General features: G+C 67.6%; 16 protein-coding genes. 7 read left to right on the top strand and 9 right to left on the bottom strand.

Annotated features, from left to right (window positions below; all coding sequences use genetic code 11):
- Positions 1-236: 236 nt before the first annotated feature.
- The 8 genes from tsf to HMPREF3114_RS09535 all read right to left on the bottom strand — a co-directional run bounded on the left by tsf (position 237) and on the right by HMPREF3114_RS09535 (position 8,026).
- Entirely contained in the window at positions 237-1,112 is an 876-nt protein-coding gene (tsf, locus tag HMPREF3114_RS09570) for a translation elongation factor Ts (protein WP_005415856.1), read from the bottom strand.
- Positions 1,113-1,237: 125 nt separating this feature from the next.
- Entirely contained in the window at positions 1,238-2,044 is an 807-nt protein-coding gene (gene rpsB, locus HMPREF3114_RS09565; RefSeq protein ID WP_005408748.1) for a 30S ribosomal protein S2, read from the bottom strand.
- 219 nt (positions 2,045-2,263) lie between these two features.
- Positions 2,264-2,962: a fimbrial biogenesis chaperone gene (locus HMPREF3114_RS09560; protein ID WP_070489667.1), complete on the bottom strand. Its 699-nt coding sequence runs from the start codon at positions 2,960-2,962 to the stop codon at positions 2,264-2,266.
- Positions 2,962-3,180, bottom strand: a complete 219-nt coding sequence (locus HMPREF3114_RS09555) for a hypothetical protein (RefSeq protein ID WP_070489666.1) — start codon at positions 3,178-3,180, stop codon at positions 2,962-2,964. The genes HMPREF3114_RS09560 and HMPREF3114_RS09555 overlap by 1 nt, the downstream gene beginning before the upstream one ends.
- Positions 3,181-3,332: 152 nt before the next feature.
- Positions 3,333-4,370: a Csu type fimbrial protein gene (locus HMPREF3114_RS09550; protein ID WP_070489664.1), complete on the bottom strand. Its 1,038-nt coding sequence runs from the start codon at positions 4,368-4,370 to the stop codon at positions 3,333-3,335.
- The gene (locus HMPREF3114_RS09545) at positions 4,367-6,739 is read right to left on the bottom strand and encodes a fimbria/pilus outer membrane usher protein (RefSeq protein ID WP_070489662.1); all 2,373 of its coding nucleotides are present in this window, start codon (positions 6,737-6,739) and stop codon (positions 4,367-4,369) included. The genes HMPREF3114_RS09550 and HMPREF3114_RS09545 overlap by 4 nt, the downstream gene beginning before the upstream one ends.
- Before the next feature lie 7 nt (positions 6,740-6,746).
- Entirely contained in the window at positions 6,747-7,496 is a 750-nt protein-coding gene (locus tag HMPREF3114_RS09540; RefSeq protein WP_053497108.1) for a fimbrial biogenesis chaperone, read from the bottom strand.
- Positions 7,496-8,026 (bottom strand): Csu type fimbrial protein, encoded by a 531-nt coding sequence (locus HMPREF3114_RS09535; protein ID WP_032954051.1) that lies wholly within the window; start codon positions 8,024-8,026, stop codon positions 7,496-7,498. Before HMPREF3114_RS09535 ends, HMPREF3114_RS09540 begins: the two co-directional genes overlap by 1 nt.
- A 230-nt stretch (positions 8,027-8,256) precedes the next feature.
- Here HMPREF3114_RS09535 and map point away from each other — a divergent pair, with 230 nt between their 5' ends.
- From map to dapE, 6 genes are read left to right on the top strand one after another with little or no spacing between them, the layout of a single operon-like run.
- Positions 8,257-9,042 (top strand): type I methionyl aminopeptidase, encoded by a 786-nt coding sequence (map, locus tag HMPREF3114_RS09530; protein ID WP_032955117.1) that lies wholly within the window; start codon positions 8,257-8,259, stop codon positions 9,040-9,042.
- A 2-nt stretch (positions 9,043-9,044) separates the two neighbouring features.
- A complete protein-coding gene (locus HMPREF3114_RS09525) occupies positions 9,045-11,672 on the top strand; it encodes a [protein-PII] uridylyltransferase (RefSeq protein ID WP_053497109.1) in 2,628 nt (875 codons plus the stop codon).
- Positions 11,672-12,751, top strand: coding sequence for a 2,3,4,5-tetrahydropyridine-2,6-dicarboxylate N-succinyltransferase (dapD, locus tag HMPREF3114_RS09520; protein ID WP_053497112.1), 1,080 nt, complete (start codon positions 11,672-11,674; stop codon positions 12,749-12,751). Before HMPREF3114_RS09525 ends, dapD begins: the two co-directional genes overlap by 1 nt.
- 2 nt (positions 12,752-12,753) lie before the next feature.
- The gene (locus tag HMPREF3114_RS09515) at positions 12,754-13,620 is read left to right on the top strand and encodes a hypothetical protein (RefSeq protein WP_053497114.1); all 867 of its coding nucleotides are present in this window, start codon (positions 12,754-12,756) and stop codon (positions 13,618-13,620) included.
- Positions 13,621-13,651: 31 nt separating this feature from the next.
- Positions 13,652-14,023 (top strand): arsenate reductase, encoded by a 372-nt coding sequence (locus HMPREF3114_RS09510; RefSeq protein ID WP_170944942.1) that lies wholly within the window; start codon positions 13,652-13,654, stop codon positions 14,021-14,023.
- The gene (gene dapE / locus HMPREF3114_RS09505; protein WP_005415868.1) at positions 14,020-15,147 is read left to right on the top strand and encodes a succinyl-diaminopimelate desuccinylase; all 1,128 of its coding nucleotides are present in this window, start codon (positions 14,020-14,022) and stop codon (positions 15,145-15,147) included. The genes HMPREF3114_RS09510 and dapE overlap by 4 nt, the downstream gene beginning before the upstream one ends.
- 118 nt (positions 15,148-15,265) lie before the next feature.
- Here dapE and HMPREF3114_RS09500 read toward each other — a convergent pair whose 3' ends face one another.
- Positions 15,266-16,144, bottom strand: coding sequence for a tetratricopeptide repeat protein (locus tag HMPREF3114_RS09500; RefSeq protein WP_070489660.1), 879 nt, complete (start codon positions 16,142-16,144; stop codon positions 15,266-15,268).
- Positions 16,145-16,485: 341 nt separating this feature from the next.
- Between HMPREF3114_RS09500 and asnB the strand changes: the two genes are divergently transcribed.
- A complete protein-coding gene (gene asnB / locus HMPREF3114_RS09495; protein WP_053497119.1) occupies positions 16,486-18,177 on the top strand; it encodes an asparagine synthase B in 1,692 nt (563 codons plus the stop codon).
- Positions 18,178-18,193 lie beyond the last annotated feature (16 nt).

The raw sequence follows: 18,193 nt of genomic DNA, 5'->3' as shown, positions 1-18,193 counted from the left end.
CAATTCCATTGGGGCAAGAATACCTAGGAATGCATCACAGTCCGCGATTTTCGTTCCTGCTAAGTGACTGAGGATTCCCTGCGACTGAGTATCGGCTTGATTCGAGCGCAACGCAAAGGTGCCGGGACGGGTGTGCGCACCGTCGGATCTGGCCATCCACGGGTGGAGCGGCCATAAAAAAAGAGCCGCGGTTTCCCGCGGCTCCTTCTGGTCGTTTCACAGCCGAAGGGCTGGAATCAGACCTGCATCGCCTTGGCAACTTCGGCGGCGTAGTCTTCCACCACCTTTTCGATGCCTTCGCCAACGATCAGCAGCTTGAAGCCTGCCACGTCCGCGCCAGCGGCCTTGACCACCTGCTCGACGGTGGTGTCGCCCAGCACGTAGGTCTGGCCGTACAGGGTCACGTCGCTGACGATCTTGTTGATCTTGCCGCTGATGATCTTTTCCAGGATGTCGGCCGGCTTGGCCTTGTCCTTCTCGGTCATCTTGGCCAGCTCGATTTCCTTTTCCTTTTCGACGAACTCGGCCGGAACGTCCGCAGCCTTGTTGTGCGGCGGCTTCAGCGCGGCCACGTGCATCGCCAGGCCACGGGCCAGCTCGACGTCGCCGCCGATCAGGTCGACCAGCACGCCAACCTTGCCGTTGGTGTGGACGTAGGCACCGATGTTGCCGGTGGTGTCGACCTTGACCATGCGGCGGATCTGGATGTTCTCACCCAGGGTCTGCACGGCGGTGGCGCGGGCTTCTTCAACGGTGCGGCCGTCGGCCAGCGTGGCGGCCTTCACGGCTTCGACGTCGGTGGCGCCCGATGCCAGGGCAGCGGCAGCGACGGCGTTGACGAAGGACTTGAAGTTGTCATCGTTGGCGACGAAGTCGGTTTCCGAGTTGACTTCGACCAGCACGGCCTTGCCGCCGTCCTGGGCCAGGCCCAGACGGCCTTCGGCGGCCACGCGGTCAGCCTTCTTGTCGGCCTTGGCAGCGCCGGACTTGCGCATGGCTTCAGCAGCGGCGTTGATGTCGCCGTTGGCTTCGGTAAGCGCCTTCTTGCATTCCATCATGCCGGCGCCGGTGCGCTCGCGCAGTTCCTTGACCAGGGAAGCAGTGATTTCCACGGGATTACCTCACGAAAGAAAGGGGTTGGGCCGGCATGGTGGCCGGCCCGTGTGACACGGTCCTGTCACGCGCCAGGGGCTGCGTGCAGGGAGGGTGGACGCCGGGCGTCCACCCGGGGCCTGGATCAGGCCTGGGCGTCGTCGCCCTTCTTGGCAGCCTTCTTGGCCGGAGCGCGGCGGGCCGGCTTCTCTTCGCCTTCAGCAGCGGCTTCAGCGAACTCTTCCTCGCGCACCGAAGCGGCGTGCGGGGCAGCGGCCTTGCCTTCCAGCACGGCGTCGGCAGCGGCGCGGGCGTACAGCTGCACAGCGCGGATGGCGTCGTCGTTGCCCGGGATGGCGTAGTCCACCAGTTCCGGGTTGTAGTTGGTGTCGACCACGGCGATGACCGGAATGCCCAGCTTCTTGGCTTCCTTGATCGCGATGTCTTCGTGGCCGATGTCGATCACGAAGATGGCGTCCGGCAGACGGTTCATGTCCTTGATGCCGCCCAGCGAGGCTTCCAGCTTGTCGCGCTCGCGACGCAGGCCCAGCACTTCGTGCTTGACCAGCTTCTCGAAGGTGCCGTCGGTTTCACCGGCTTCCAGTTCCTTCAGGCGGGCAACCGACTGCTTGACGGTACGGAAGTTGGTCAGGGTGCCGCCCAGCCAACGCTGGTTCATGAACGGCATGCCGCAACGCTCGGCTTCTTCCTTGATGGTTTCGCGGGCGCTGCGCTTGGTGCCCAGGAACAGGACGGTGCCGCGCTTCTGGGCAACCGACGAGATGAAGTTCATCGCATCGTTGAACAGCGGGACGGTCTTTTCCAGGTTGATGATGTGGATCTTGCCGCGGGCGCCGAAGATGTACGGAGCCATCTTCGGGTTCCAGTAGCGGGTCTGGTGGCCGAAGTGGACGCCGGCTTCCAGCATCTGACGCATGGTGACCTGGGGCATTGCAATACTCCTGATATGGAACCAGCGATTCCGCCCGCGGGATAGGTATGCGGGACGCGTGGAAGCGCGATCGGTTCCGGGGTTGGGCTTCCCTGTTGCCTCCGTGGCCGAACTCCTCGCGGAGCACCCCGGCACGGATGGGGGCAGCAGGTGTGGATTCACCGGTGACGTCCGGTGTGGACGGGCTCCCGCGCACGCAGGCGGCAGGAACCCGGTCGATTATAGCCCGCTGGGGGCGCCCGCTGCAATTGCAGGGTCAGATGCGGCCAGATCGACCTCGCGGCCGTCCTGCAGACGGGCCCGGAAGTGGCCGCCCACATAGCCATCGGGGCGGGCAGGCAGGGGCCAGCGGCGTTCATGGCCTGCGAGGATATAGCCGGCCAGCCCGGCCACCAGCAGCGACGATTGGCCGTCGGCCGCTATGAATCGCAGATCGTGCAGGCGGCCATGCAGCGTACTGGAATTGCTGAGTCGCAGCATGGTCTGAGGCCCAAGTGCCTCGATGCGGGCCTGCAGCCGGGCATGCAGCGCTGGCGCCGCTGGGCCGCGGAACAACGGCAGCGAGTAGCGGGGCAATCCCGGCAAGGCCGGCGCCAGTACGATCCGATAGGCCTGTTCACCCACCGATGCTGGCGGACCGCCTGGCAGCAGCCAGACGCGCTGGGTGCTGCCAGGGGCCAGGTCCAGCCGCGCAGGGCTGACCCGGATCCGGTCGCTGGGCTGCAGTCGTTCGGCGTCCAGTTGCTGCTCCCAGGCCAGCACCTGCACCTGCCCCTGCCAGCGGCCGGGCCCCGGATTGCGCAGCCACAGTTCGGCGCGGCCGCCTTCGGCGGGTAGCTGCAGGGTGGTCGGCAACAGCTCCAGCGCCGCCGAGGGCTGCGCCAGCAGCAGTCCAAGCAGGATCAGCAGCGCGCGCATCAGTAGATGAGGGTCACGGAAGGCATTGCACTGTCGTCTGTCGCCGGTGGTGCGAGGTCGCGGACCTGGGGCGGCACCTTGGGGGCGTCACTGCGCTGGTGGGGCGCCGCGCAACGGGGAGCGCCGCCATCGTCGCTGCAGGATTCGACCACGGTCAGCCGGATCTGCAGCGTGCTGCTGCGCGGTTCGGCGCGCGCCGGCGTGCTGGCGACCAGCATCGCCCCGATCAGAAATGCGCGAACCACCTGCCACCCACCGTGCTGAAAGACTCGCTGCGCGGTATCGGCCGGATGCGCCGCAACTGTAGCGCCGAGCCCGCGCTCGGCACGGCCTTCGTCCGGTGGGTGCCGACCGTTGGTCGGCACGCAGGTCAGTAGGTGATCGTCACCGTCACCAGGTCGTTGTAGGTGCCGGCCGGGGGCTGGCCGGTGACCGGCGGTACCCGGCCGTAGATGGTCAGCTGCTGTGCGCTTCCGGTGCCGGTGCTGCTGGCCGTGTCGACCGTCAGGGTGTTGCCCCAGCGCTGGCTTCGTGCCGGATCCCGGTACAGCTCGTAGGGCAGGTAGTAGGTGCTGTTGCCGATGGTGGTGGCCATGCGCCGGGTGGTGGTGGCGGCGGGATTGTTCTGGCCGTTGTTCAGGCCGACCTGGAAGGCGGTGTTCTTCAGGCAGGTCAGGGTGAGGGTGGCGGTCTGGTCGATGTTGGCCGGGATGCCGCCGGTGACGTTGCCGAAATTCATGTTGGTGGTGACGTAGCTGCCGCATTGCGGCAGCACGTTGGCGGTAGCGGTGAAACTGAAGGCCGCGCTCGCGCTGTTGGTACCGGTGGCGCCGCCGTTGCATGTGGCGGGGACGGTGGCGCTACCGGCCAGCACCTCGTTCCAGGCCCAGGTCAGCACCACGCTGGCACCGCTGAAAGTGCTGCTGTACGCGCCGGAGGCCAGGACCTGGTTGGCCGGAATCTGACCGAACAGCTGCACAGTCTGCGCACCACTACCGCCGGTCAGCAGCGGTACGTTGTAGCTCATGGTCAGCTCCTGCGCTGGCGGCGTGCCGCGCGGGACCAGGCCAGTGACCTGGCCGAAGCTGGCGTTGTTGTACAGCTGGAAATTCATCGTGTCGCCGGTAGAGGTGGCCATCGTGCGGAACGTGGAACTGCTGCCGCCGCCACTGCCTGCGCCGATGCCCACGCAGACGCGCACGCCGGTGGTGGCCAGCAGGCTCAGCGCGGCGGTGGTGCAGGTCACCGTGATGTTGAGGTTGGCCGTGCTCGGGCCGGGTGCATTGCTGTTGATGTTGCCGAACGGCAGGGTCGGATCGGCGACCGCCGTGCAGACCGCGGTGGCGCCGGCCGGCGCCGGTGCCAGCAGGCCGGCCCACAGCAGCAGGAAGAGCAGCAGCACCCTCATGGCGCCACCTCCGGAATGCACTGCTGCGGTGCCGGCTTCGGGCGGGCACCGGACGCCACCACCTTGGGCAGGTCCGGTACCTTCACCCGGCACGGGCCATGGCTGGTGGTGACGTACAGCACGCTGCCGGCGGCGACATCTTCCAGGTAGAGCAGGCCGTCGTAGCCGACCGTGGCCTGGCGACCGTCAGGCAGCTGCACCTCGCTGCCCACCTCCAGAGGCTGGCCGTCCATCGCCAGCAGGGTCAGGCTCAGTGACGACCGCGAACGCAGCTGGAAGGTCACGCGGGTGCCGGCGCGCTGGCGCGGCGTGACCCAGTCCTCGATGCGGTCGGCACGCATGTCTTCGGGCAGGTCCAGGGTGTCGATCGAGACCCGGTTGCGCTGCCAGGACAGCAACGGACTGACCAGCAGCAGGCCGCGATCGTCGGTGACACCGATCAGGCGGTTCTCCAGCCGCACCGGGACGCCGCCGACGCCATTGGTGCTGATCACCGCGAACGCATCGGATACCTCGCGCGTGGCGAAGGCGTGCCCGCCCATCCATACCAGGCTGCCGCTGGCACTGGCGTAGGCATAGTTGAGCCCGCCCTGGCGCGAGGCGCCGAATGAATAGCGGCCGACATCGTTGAGGATGCCAACTTCGGCCAGGCCGCCGTTGCCGTCCTCGCCGTGGCGCAGCTGTGCGCGCCAGCCGACGCCGCCGGCACTGCCATCGCCGGGTACCGGCTGGGTCACGTCCGCCACCCAGCTCTGGCTGTCGCCGTTGCGCTGGCTGGAGAGGCTGGCCTGGCGATTGTTGCCCAGGCTGGCAGTCATCGACAGGTAGATGCTGCGGTCATCGCTGCGGGCCAGGTTCTGGTTCACCGACAGGTAGGCCGACCAGCGTTGGCTCCAGGTGCGCGACCAGAACAGGCTGGCATAGCGGTTGTCGTCGCCGTCGGGGTAGCGCAGGCGCAGATAGCTGGCGCTGAGCGTGCCCAGCCGCAGCAGGTCCAGGCCGACCGTGGCCTGCTCGCTGATGCTTGGTGGCAGGTTGCCCTGCAGCGCGCCCAGGTCGCGGTAGTCGCCGTGGCTGCGCACGCTGCGCAGATTGACGTTGAAGCGACGGTTGTTCCAGCTGTAGCCCAGCGCCCATTGCCCACCCTGCAGGCCGTGGTAGTTACTGTGCGCATAGGCGGCATTGAACACGCCGGCGGCGCCGAGCAGCCACCAGCCGCCAATGCCGCCCTGGGCCAGGCCGCCGCCGCCTTCGGCATGCGCCTCGCCGGTGAACGCGTCGGTGACACCGCCGCGCCAGCTGGCGCTGGCCACCGTGCGATCGTCATAGGCGAAGGAGCGCTCGCCGAAATCCCGGCGCAGGTGGCCGACGCCGACCGACCAGTCCGACAGGCCCTTGGCCAGCAGCTGCTGGGTGCCGTAGAAGCTGAAGTCCAGCGTCTGCATGCGTCCGAATGCGTCGGTCACTACCACCTGCGCGTTGCCGGTGCCGCTGATGCCGGGCTGTGCTGCGAGCTGGAAGGGACCGACCGGCACCTGCCCGCTGTACTGGCGCAGGCCATCGACATACAGCTCGACCGTGGAGGGCACCACGGCCTGGCCGAGGAAGCTCGGCGTGGGCGTCAGCACGCGGTAGGGCTGCAGGCCATAGTTGCGGCCGATCTGCAGGCCACCCAGGCGCACGGGGCGGGTCCAGTCGACGAACCCACTGTAGAAATCGCCGACCTCCAGGGTCGTTGCGCTATCGGGGAAATCCAGGCTCCAGCGTGTGTCCAGGCGCACGCTGGAGCCGCGCCAATGGCGATCGCCGGGTTGCTGGTAGCGGCGGCTGATGGCGGTGTTCTCGAAAGTGCCATTGCCGATACCGAACACGCGCAGCTCCGAGCTCAGGCTGAGGGTGCCGAGCGTGTCCACCCGGCTGCCGTAGACGTCGTAGTTGAGCAGCACGCCGGGCGAGGCGCTGCCGGTGGGGGCGCGCGTCTGCGGGCGGCTGAGCACGGTGGTGGGCAGTGTCAGCTGGTCCAGCGGCACGTCCAGCGCCAAGGTCTGCATGTGGGCGTCGTAGCGCACCACCGCACCGCTGATCTGGTCCAGGTAGACCGGTGCATCGCCGCTGGCGTTGAAGCCGAGCTGGCGCAGCACTTCGGGGCTGGCCTGCAGCCGCCCACGGTTCTCGGTGAACGGCAGCAGGCCGCGCGGCGTGCTGTTGAGCGACACATCCAGGTACAGCGTCTGGCTGGCGGTCAGTGGGGTGGGGGCGGGCAGGATCGCATCGGCCGACACGCCGGATACATCAGCCGCCGTGGCCACGCCGGACACATCGGCGGCCTCGGTCGCCGCGGGAGCCAGGGCAGCCAACAGCGCGCCCATCAACGCCTCAGCGAGCCGGTGGGGGCGACAGCGGCGTCTGTTCCGACTCGCCATTGAGCTTGGCCGTGATCTGGTCGTTGTCGCGGTCGATCGCCGTGCGTTCGATCGGCCAGCGCATCACCTGGCCGGGCAGTACGTAGCCCAGCAGCCCGGGATGGACGATGCGCGGGCGCGTGGCGCTGCCCAGCGCGAGATCGGCGATCTGAGCGTAACTGTTGCCCGAATTGGCTACTTCGACGCCGTTGCGGCCGTCCGCCAGCTTTACCAGCCGGGCCTGCAGCTGCGGCGCCAGCGTGCCGGCCGAGGGCTGCACGAACACCGGGATCGAATAGCGCAGGACGAACTGCATGCCACCCGCGCGGGTGGCCAGGTCGGGCACCTCGTCAACGATCAGGCGGTAATGTTGCTGTGCCGCTGGCGGTTCCTTGTCCGCACGCATGACCCGCACCAGCTGCTGCTGTCCGGCGGCCAGTTCCTGCATCGGTGGAGTGGCCATCAACGCATCGGTGGGCAGCAGCTGTTCCTGGCCGTCCTGCTGCACCCAGCGGAACACGCGTACCTGCAGCTTCACCGGTGAGGTGCCGCTGTTGGTCAGCCACAATTCGCCGGCACGCTGGCGGGCTTCCAGCTGCAGGCTGGTCGGGGCCACCTGCAGGCTGGTAGCGCCGGCGGCCGCGATGGCGAGCAGGTACAGGGCGAGCAGCGCCACGCCGGTGGCGCGCCACGGGCGGGATCCGGCCATGCGGGCGTGCTCCATCAATAGGTGATCGTGGCGGTAACCGTATCCAGGTAGCTACCGGCGGCCGGGTTGTTGGTGCTCAGGTTCAGGATCTGGCCGTAGACGATGTAAGGCACGGCCAGGCCGGTGCCGATGCCGGCCTGGGTGTTGGTGCCGGTTGTGGCGCCCCAGACCAGGGTATGTGCGGCATCCTGGTAGAGCTGGTAGCCGACGTAGTTGTTGGCGGTCACCGCCGCATTGGTGTTCTTCATCCGCCGGGTGGTGACGTCATTGGCGGTGCTGGCATTGGCGCCCGCATTCAGCGAGATCGTGTACGGGGTCAGTGCCGAGCACTGGGCGGTCACCGTGCCCTGGCCCAGGGTGGGCGTGGTGGTGGTTGATGCCGCGGTGCCGAAGTCCACGTTGGTCGCGGCCGCCGCCGTGATGGTGCAGGCCTTGGTGACCACCAGGGTGACATTGAAGGTGGTGGTGTCGGCGGCCATTGCCGGGCTGGACAGCAGGAACCCGGCCACGGCCCATGCCAGCGGGGATCGAACTGGGGATCGCATGAACAACCTCCCTGACCCGAAGGTCCGTTGAACAAGGCGAAGACGGCACGTTCGGTGCCGCTTTGACGACGGTGGTTCCAGCTTAGGAGGCGTAAGTGTCTGTAATCCGTGATAAATAGGCAGACAAAAGAGCGGAGGCCATCACGCTTTCACTTACCTTGCCGGAACCGTGCATGACCCGGATCGGCAGTTGGGTGGCGTTCGTTCAGATTGCGGCCGGATCGGCGATAATGGGTGCCATGAGCGTGAATCTGAAAACCCCGCAGGAAATCGAGATGATGCGCATCGCCGGCCGCCTGGCCAGCGAAGTGCTCGACATCGTCACCCCCCACGTCAAGCCCGGTGTCACCACCGAGGAACTGGACCGCATCTGCCACGACCACATCGTGAACGTGCAGGGCGCGATTCCGGCCAACGTCGGCTACCGCGGCTTCCCGAAGACCGTGTGCACCTCGGTCAACAATGTCATCTGCCACGGCATCCCCAGCGAAGGGAAGGTGCTCAAGGATGGCGACATCATCAATATCGACGTCACCGTCATCAAGGACGGCTGGCACGGCGACACCAGCCGCATGTACTTCGTCGGCACCCCGTCGGTGATGGCCCGCCGCCTGGTGGAAACCACGTACGAAGCCATGTGGCGCGGCATCCGCGCGGTGCGCCCGGGGGCCACCCTGGGCGACATCGGCCATGCCATCCAGAGCTATGCCGAAGGCGAGCGTTTCAGCGTGGTGCGCGAGTACTGCGGCCACGGCATCGGCAAGGTCTACCACGACGAGCCGCAGGTGGTGCATTACGGCCGCCCGGGCCAGGGCCTGGTGCTGCAGCCCGGCATGACCTTCACCATCGAACCGATGATCAACGAGGGCACCCGCTACAACAAGGTGCTGCCGGATGGCTGGACCGTGGTGACCAAGGACCGCAAGCTGTCGGCGCAGTGGGAGCACATGGTCGCGGTCACTGAGACCGGCGTCGACGTGCTGACGCTGTCGCCGGGCGAGTCGCAGGTCTCCTGACGATGCTGCCGGCGAGTTCGCTGCTGGACACGCCGGCCGCGTCGCTCAACGACCCGGACTGGGCTGCTGCCGCGCGCCAGGCGCTGCAGCAGGCCGACGCGCGCCTGTATCGCCGCTTCGACCAGGGCGACAACATCGAGCGCCTGCTGGCGCTGCGGGCGCGCGCGGCCGACCATCTGATCCGCCTGGCCTGGCAGCGTTGCCTGCCGGCCGACAGCGGCCTGTCGCTGTTCGCGGTCGGTGGCTATGGCCGGGGGGAACTGTTTCCGCGTTCGGACATCGACCTGCTGGTGTTCGGCGACCCGCCCGCACAACTGGCGCATGAAGCGGCATTGGCACGCTTGTTCGCGCTGCTGTGGGACTGCGGATTGGCGGTCAGCCATGCGGTGCGTTCTGCATTGCAGTGCCGCGAGGCGGCGGCTGACCAGACCGTGCTGACCGCGCTGATCGAGGCGCGTCCGATCCTGGCTGATGATGCAGCGCGCCGTGCGCTGCGCGAGGCCATCGACGACCGCGAGCTGTGGCCGGCGCGTGCCTTCTTCCTGGCCAAGCTGGAAGAGCTGCGCAACCGCCACCAGCGCTTCGGCGACACTGCCGACAACCTGGAGCCGGATCTCAAGGATGGTCCCGGCGGCCTGCGCGATCTCAACACGCTGGGCTGGATGGCGCTGCGCGCCTTCGGCGTACGCGACCTGGAAGCGCTGGTCGGCCTGGGCCACCTGGGTGCCGACGAAGCGGCTGCGCTGAAGCGCGAGCGTGCGGTGCTGGCGCGGCTGCGCTTCGGCCTGCACCTGGTCGCGCGCCGTCCGGAAGAGCGCCTGCGTTTCGATTACCAGAAGACCCTGGCCGCGCGCCTGGGCTTCGAAGACGATGCCGAGAATCTCGGTGTCGAGAAAATGATGCAGGGCTTCTACCGCGCCGCGCTGGTGGTGCGCCGGATCAGCGACCGCCTGCTGCAGCGCTTCGAGGAACAGTTCGATGGCGAGGCCCAGCCGGAACCGCTGACCGTGGGCTTCTCCCTGCGCCGCGGCTACCTGGCCGCCAACGAGGCCGACTGGCCGCGCGGTGACATCGGCCAGGTGTTCGCCCTGTTTTCCAGCTGGGCCAACAATCCGCAGGTGCGAGGCCTGCATTCGCTGACCGCGCGCGCGCTGGCCGAAGCGCTGCCGTTGTTGCCGGCCTACGACCAGGCCGATGCCGATGCACGCGAGCAGTTCCTGTCCCTGCTGCGCGGCCAGCGCCCGGTCGACACGCTTTCGCGCATGGCGCGGCTGGGCGTGCTTGGCCAGTGGATCCCCGCGTTTGCCCAGGTCAGCGGGCGCATGCAGTTCGACCTGTTCCATGTCTATACGGTCGACCAGCACACGCTGATGGTCCTGCGCAACATCGGCCAGTTCGCCAGCAGCCGTGCCGACGAGCGCTTCTCGATCGCGCACGAAGTGTGGCCACGCCTGCGCAAGCCGGAACTGCTGCTGCTGGCCGGCCTGTTCCATGACATCGCCAAGGGCCGCGGCGGCGACCACTCGGAACTGGGTGCGGTGGACGCGCGTGCGTTCTGCCAGGCGCATGCGCTCAGTGGCACCGATACCGAGCTGGTGGCATGGCTGGTCGAACAGCATCTGCGCATGTCGGTGACCGCGCAGAAGCAGGACATCGCCGATCCGGTGGTGATCCATCGCTTCGCCACCCTGGTCGGCAGCCGCGACCGCCTGGACTACCTGTACCTGCTGACCTGTGCCGACATCGCCGGCACCAGCCCGAAGCTGTGGAATGCCTGGAAGGACCGCCTGCTGGCCGACCTGTACTTCGCCACCCGGCGCGCGCTGCGCGAGGGGCTGGAGCATCCGGTACCGGCCGCCGAACGCGTGGCCGAGGCACGTGACAGCGTGCGCGCACTGGTGCGCGAGCAGGGTTACGACGATGCCACCATCGATCGCCAGTTCGCGGTGATGCCGGATGAGGGCTTCATTCGTCTGCGCCCCGAGCAGCTGGCCTGGCAGGCAGCCGCGCTGGTACCGGTGAAGCAGGGCCAGGCGCTGGTGAAGGTGCGCCGGATCAGTGTGGATGACCCGGCGCTGGAAGTATTCGTGCACTCGCCCGACCGCGACGGCCTGTTCGCCGCGATCGTGATGACCCTGGACCGCAAGGGCTATGGCATTCACCGCGCACGCGTGCTGGACGGTCCGGCCGATACCATCTTCGATACCTTCGAAGTGAACCCGGCCGACACGTTTGCCGATGGCAGCAGTGCCAACCTGGAGGCGGCGCTGCGCGAGGCACTCAGTGGTGACCTGGCGCGCCTGCGGCCGTCGCGCCGTGTGGTACCGCGGCAACTGCGGCACTTCCGCTTCGCTCCGCGCATCGAGTTCCGCGATGAACCGGGCGCAACCCGTTTTGCCCTGGTCGCTCCCGACCGTCCCGGCCTGCTGGCCGATGTGGCGTTCGTGCTGCGCAACCAGGGCCTGCGCGTGCATGATGCGCGCATTGCCACGTTCGGCGAGCGCGCCGAAGACACCTTCGTGATCAGTGACGAACACGACCTCCCCCTGACTGAACCTGCCCGGCAGCAGCTGCATGACGCAATGCTGGCCTGCCTGGACCCTGATCGAAACGCCGGAGACCCCGCCTGATGGCCACCAAGCCCGCCAAGAAGACCGCCGCGACCCCCAAGAGCGCAGCGGCCCGGAAACCTGCTGCAGCCGCACCGGCCGCAAAGAAGGCCACTGCGCCGAAGAAGGCCGCTGCGGTGAAGGCCCCGGCGAAGAAAATGGCTGCGGTCAAGCGTGCTGTGAAGAAGCCGGCCCCGGCCAAGAGCGCCGAAGCCGTCCGCGCCGAAACCATCGCCCGCAAGTCGCTGCGCAAGCCGTCTGCACCCGGCGTGGAAGAACTCAAGTTCGGCATCGAAAGCGCCTTCGAGCGCCGCGCCACGTTGACCCTGCATGAGCTGGAAGGCTCGACCAGGCCGCTGGTCAACCGCGTGATCGACGGCCTGGAGAGCGGTGAATTCCGCGTCGCCGAGCCGGACGGCCAGGGCGGCTGGAAGGTCAACGAGTGGCTGAAGAAGGCCGTGCTGCTGTATTTCCGCGTCAACGACATGGCGGTGGTCGATGCACGACCGGCACCGTTCTGGGACAAGGTCGAATCGCGCTTCGCCGGCTATGACGAAGCGAAGTTCCGCCGTGGCGGCGTGCGCGTTGTGCCCGGTGCGATCGCCCGCCGCGGCACGTACTTCGGCAAGGACGTAGTGCTGATGCCGAGCTTCACCAACATCGGCGCCTACGTCGGCGAAGGCACCATGGTCGATACCTGGGCCACCGTCGGTTCCTGCGCGCAGATCGGCCAGCACTGCCACCTGTCCGGCGGCGCCGGCATCGGCGGCGTACTGGAGCCGCTGCAGGCCAGCCCGACCATCATCGAGGACCACTGCTTCATCGGTGCGCGTTCGGAAGTGGTGGAGGGCGTGGTGGTGGGCCACCACAGTGTGATCGGCATGGGCGTGTTCCTCAGCCAGAGCACCCGCATCTACAACCGCGCCACCGGCGAGATCAGCTACGGCTACATCCCGCCGTACAGCGTGGTGGTGTCCGGCTCGCTGCCGAGCAAGGACGGCACCCACTCGCTGTACTGCGCGGTGATCGTCAAGCAGGTTGATGCCAAGACCCGCGGCAAGACCAGCGTCAACGACCTGCTGCGCGGCCTGGCCGACTGAAGGTGAGTGCGCCGGAGGACCTGGCGCAGTCCGCGATCTACCGGCATCCGTCCGACAACGCGTTCGGACGGATGCTGCCGCGCCTGCTGCACGCTCCGCGCTGGACCCGGTTGCGCCGGGCACTGTCGCGGCGCTGGCCGATGCCGGTACTGGTCAGCGACGTGCGCGACGTGGTCTACGCGAGCTGGTGGGTCGATGTGCGCCATGCCCCGCCAGCGCCACCTGGCCATCACTACGTGGTCCATGCAGGACGCACGCCTTACACCGTTCTCAGCTATCGCCATGGCCACTTCGGGCCGGCGCTGGCGGGACCGCTGCGCTGCCTGATGCCGTCGCCAGGGCAGAGCAATTGGCGCTGGTACCTGCGCCGTGACGATGATCCGGGCGGGACCCCGGTCGTGCTGTTCGATCGCAACGTGATGGACCAGCTGGCCTTCGTCGCCGGCGCGCGCGCTTTCAGCGATGCCATGCAGCCCCACCTGTCCACGCGCTTCGAGCATGTGGTGCGCGTCGATGGCGATGGGCACACCCTGATCGAAGGCGGGCAGGGGAGTGCGCCTGCGCTGCACCTGCAGTGGCGGGCCGCTGCGGGCTGGGAGGACGGGGCGTGGCGGGGGGCCTTCGGGGGCCATCAGGCCCTGCTGCGCTTCCTGACCTGCCAGGATGAGGCCATTGCGCGCACCTGTGACCGGCGCTGGGCCAGCACCCGCATCGCACTGCAGGTGGATGTCGACAGCCTGCAGCCGCTGCAGCTGGAAGGCGAACTGCAGTGCCCGCGCCTGCAGGCGATGGACGTGGCGCTGCACGAGGGGCTGGCCTTCCGGCTGCCAAGGGTACCGTTCCGGGTCGTGTCCGAGCGCCTGTTGTGAGATTCTGGGCCTCTGTTTTCCAGCATCACAGATGGCCATGAGTACCACTGTCTACGGTTTGAAGAACTGCGATACCTGCAAGAAGGCGAGCAAGTGGCTGGACCGCTTCGGCGTGCCGTACACCTTCGTCGACTACCGCGACAACAAGCCGAGCCCGGAAACACTGCTGGCGTGGGCTGAGCAGCTGGGTGGCCTGGCCGCGATGGTCAACAGGTCCTCAACCACCTGGCGGCAGCTGCCGGACAACCGCAAGGCCGCAGATTCCGAAGCGGAATGGAAGCTGCTGCTGCGCGAGTACCCGCAGCTGATCAAGCGCCCGCTGGTGGTCACCGCCGACGGCACGGTCAGCCAGGGTTTCAGTGACAATGGCTTCAAGGCCCGCTTCGGCGTGGGTGACGCATGAGCGCGGTCCTCGACCTGACCTGCGAACTGATCGCACGGCCCTCGGTGACGCCAGACGATGCCGGCTGCCAGGCACTGCTGGCGGCACGCCTGAAGCAGGCCGGGTTCCAGTGCGATCACCTGCGGCTGGGCGAGGTCGACAACCTGTGGGCGACCCACGGCCAGGGCGCGCCGGTGCTGGTGCTGCTGGGCCACACCGACGTGGTGCCGGCGGGGCCGCGCGAGGCCTGGGCCAGCGACCCGTTCACGCCGCAGATCCGTGACGGCGTGCTGTACGGCCGTGGCACCGCCGACATGAAGGGCAGCGTGGCGGCGTTCGTGGTGGCGGCCGAGCAGTTCGTGGCCGCGCATCCCGATCATCCCGGCACGCTGGCGGTGCTGCTGACCAGCGACGAGGAGGGCGATGCCATCGATGGCGTGCGCCACGTCGCACGGCTGTTCGCCGAGCGCGGCCAACGCATCGACTGGTGCATCACCGGCGAGCCGTCGTCGACCGCGACGCTCGGTGACCTGCTGCGCGTGGGCCGTCGTGGCAGCCTGTCGGCCAAGCTGCGGGTGCAGGGCGTACAGGGCCATGTGGCGTACCCGGAGAAGGCACGCAACCCGATCCACCAGGCGGCGCCCGCCCTGGCCGAGCTGAGCGCACGGCGCTGGGATGACGGCTACGAGAGTTTCCCGCCGACCAGCCTGCAGGTCTCCAACATCCATGCCGGTACGGGCGCCAACAATGTGATTCCCGGCGAGCTCGAGGTGGATTTCAACATCCGCTACAACCCGCACTGGGATGCGCCGAAACTGGAAGCGGAGATCACCGCGCTGCTGGATCGGCATGCCCTGCAGTACACGCTGAAGTGGCATCGCAGCGGCGAACCGTTCTACACCCCGGAAGGCACGCTGCGCGCCACTGCGCGTGCGGTGCTGGCCGAGCACATCGGCCGTGCACCGGAGGAAAGCACTGGCGGCGGCACCTCCGATGCCCGCTTCATCGCGCCATTGGGCGCGCAGTGCATCGAAGTGGGGCCGGTCAACGCCAGCATCCACCAGGTGGACGAGAACGTGCGCGTGGACGAACTGGAAGCACTGCCCGGGCTGTACCAGCGGCTGGTGGAGCGGCTGCTGGTGTGAGGAGGGTGGGTGCCGATCGTTGGTCGGCACACCTTCCGCCGGAGCGACATCTCTGTAGAGCCGAGCCATGCTCGGCTGATGTCCACCGGCAGAAGCAGCCGAGCATGGCTCGGCTCTACTATTCTGAAAAAAGGAAGAACGGCGGCTTGTTCGCTTTTTCCCAGTAGCTCGGCGCGGCCATGTAGAAGTGCTGTGCTTCGGCCCTGGCGAACCAGCGCGCGGCTGCGTCGGTGTCCTTCTCCATGCCGGGCGCGCCGCGGCCCAGCAGCAGTCCGGCGAAGTACTGGCCGAACACACTGCCTTTCTCGCCAGCGCGCTGGTACAGCTGCAGCGCACGCGCAGGATCGCGTGGCAGGCCTACGCCCTTTTCCAGCAGCGCGCCCAGATCGACCTGTGCGTCGGCATCGCCACGCTCGGCGCGACGCTGGATCTGCGCAACCCGCGGATGTACGGTGTCACCCTGTGCGGCGACCGCATCCGGCAGTCGTGACGATGAACTCGGATAGCGCTCGTAGATCATTCCGCGCAGGTCCCAGCGCAGTGCCTGCTGCGCGTCGCCTTGCTGGCGATAGGCCTTGGCGAGTTCGTGGAACGCATAGGGATTGCCGTGGTAGGCGGCCGCCAGATAGGCACGTTCACCGCGTCGCCAGGACGCGCGCAGCACCGGTGCCGGGGTGATGTGGGGGCTGTCGGCATGGCGCAGCGTGCCGGAGATCCAGATCCTGCCCAGTGCTTCTTCCGCCCTGGTGTTGTGGAAGGTCCACGGCGTGACCGCTGCGGCGCGCTCGTAGTAGGCGATGGCGCGCGGATCGTTGAAGCGCTCGAAGGTCTGCGCGGTATCAAAGGCACCCTCGAAGCTGCCATCGGCGCCCCGTTGTTCCAGGCCCTGCAGCTGAGCCGGCGGCAGGGGCGACGGCCGGGGCGGGGTCTGGCAGGCGGCCAGGCCCAGGCAGAGCAGGGCGGCCAGCGCGGCTCTGCGTCCAGTGCGGTGTTGCATTTCCATTACACGTTTCGCGGCGGGCCATTATGCGCGCCGGGGAGTGGTTGCCAACGCAACGGTTGCGCCGTGCCGGAAACCGGGGTAGGGTCGATGCCATGTCGATCCGCCTGGCCACCGCCGTCAATAACAACAACCGCAATAATCTGCGCGCGAATAATCGTGCGCGGCCGATGCGGGACTGCGCCCTGGGTAGATAGACAGCAACACACGCCCGGACACCAGAAAACCCGCATCGGTCGATGCGGGTTTTTTTTGTGCCCGGGCGCGGCCCCACCCGGGCCTGGATGGCCGGTCGAACACCCTCCCACCCGTGAAATTCCCCCAACAGGAGCTCCCCCATGTGTTCGATCTTCGGAATCTTCGGCCTGCAGGCCGGTGACGATCTTCCGGCCCTGCGCCGCCATGCGCTGGAACTGTCGCAGCGCCAGCGCCACCGCGGCCCGGACTGGAGCGGCGTGTATCTTGACGAAGGTGCGCTGCTGGTCCACGAGCGGTTGGCCATCGTCGACCCGGCCGGCGGCTCGCAACCACTGCTGTCGGCCGACGGCCAGCTGGCGCTGGCGGTCAACGGCGAGATCTACAACCACCAGCAACTGAAGGCCGCACTGACCACCGCCTATGACTTCCAGACCGGTTCGGACTGTGAAGTGATCAATGCGCTGTACCGCCAGGGCGCTTCGCCAGCGCAGTGGCTGGAGCAGCTCAATGGCATCTTCGCATTCGCGCTGTGGGACCGTGGTGCCGGTCGTGTGCTGGTGGCGCGCGACCCGGTCGGCGTGGTGCCGCTGTACTGGGGCCACGATGCCCAGGGACGCCTGCGCGTCGCCTCGGAAATGAAGGCACTGGTCGATACCTGTGCCGACGTCGCGCAGTTCCCGCCGGGCCACTATTTCGACAGTGCCAGTGGTGAGCTGGTGCGCTACTACCAGCAGCCGTGGCGCGACTACGCTGACGTGCACGGTCGCCAGGCCGATCTGGCCGAGCTGCGCCAGGCCTTCGAGCATGCGGTGGAACGCCAGCTGATGAGCGATGTACCGTACGGCGTGCTGCTGTCTGGTGGCCTGGACTCGTCGCTGGTGGCGGCGGTGGCCGCGCGCTATGCACGTCGTCGCATCGAGGATGGGGGGCAGACCGAAGCCTGGTGGCCGCGCCTGCACTCGTTCGCGATCGGCTTGAAGGGCTCTCCCGATCTGGCCGCTGCCGCCATCGCCGCCGAAGCGCTGGGCACCGTGCATCACGGCTTCGAGTACACCTTCGAGGAGGGCCTTGATGCACTGCCGGAAGTGATCCGCCATATCGAAACCTACGACGTCACCACCATCCGCGCATCGACGCCGATGTTCCTGCTGGCACGGCGGATCAAGGCCATGGGGGTGAAGATGGTGCTTTCCGGCGAGGGCAGCGACGAGATCTTCGGTGGTTACCTGTACTTCCACAAGGCGCCGGATGCGCGTGAGTTCCACGACGAGCTGGTGCGCAAGCTCGACGCGCTGCACAACTACGACTGCCTGCGCGCCAACAAGTCGATGATGGCCTGGGGTGTGGAGCCGCGGGTGCCGTTCCTGGATCGCGAATTCCTCGATGTGGCGATGCGCTTCGACGCCGCGCACAAGATGGTCGGTGCAGGCTTTGGTAGCCGCCGCATCGAGAAGGCGGTGCTGCGCGAGGCGTTCGAAGGCTACCTGCCGGACAGCATCCTGTGGCGGCAGAAGGAGCAGTTCAGCGATGGCGTTGGCTATGGCTGGATCGACGGGCTGAAGGCGCATGCCGAAGCTCAGGTGAGCGACCGTGTGCTGGCAGCGGCCGACAAGTGCTTCCCGCACAACCCGCCGCAGACCAAGGAGGCCTACTACTACCGTCACCTGTTCGAGCAGTTCTTCCCGAGCCGGGCGGCCGCCGAGACCGTGCCGGGTGGCAAGTCCATCGCCTGCTCGTCGCCAGCGGCGATCGCGTGGGATGCCAGCTTCGCCGCTGCTGCAGATCCGTCGGGGCGTGCGATCGCTGGCGTGCACGAGCAGGCACTGGCGTAAGCCCCGAAAAGGGCCG

The organism is Stenotrophomonas sp. HMSC10F07, from assembly GCF_001807895.1.
GTDB lineage: Bacteria > Pseudomonadota > Gammaproteobacteria > Xanthomonadales > Xanthomonadaceae > Stenotrophomonas > Stenotrophomonas sepilia.
This window is presented reverse-complemented; position numbering and strand designations above follow the sequence as displayed.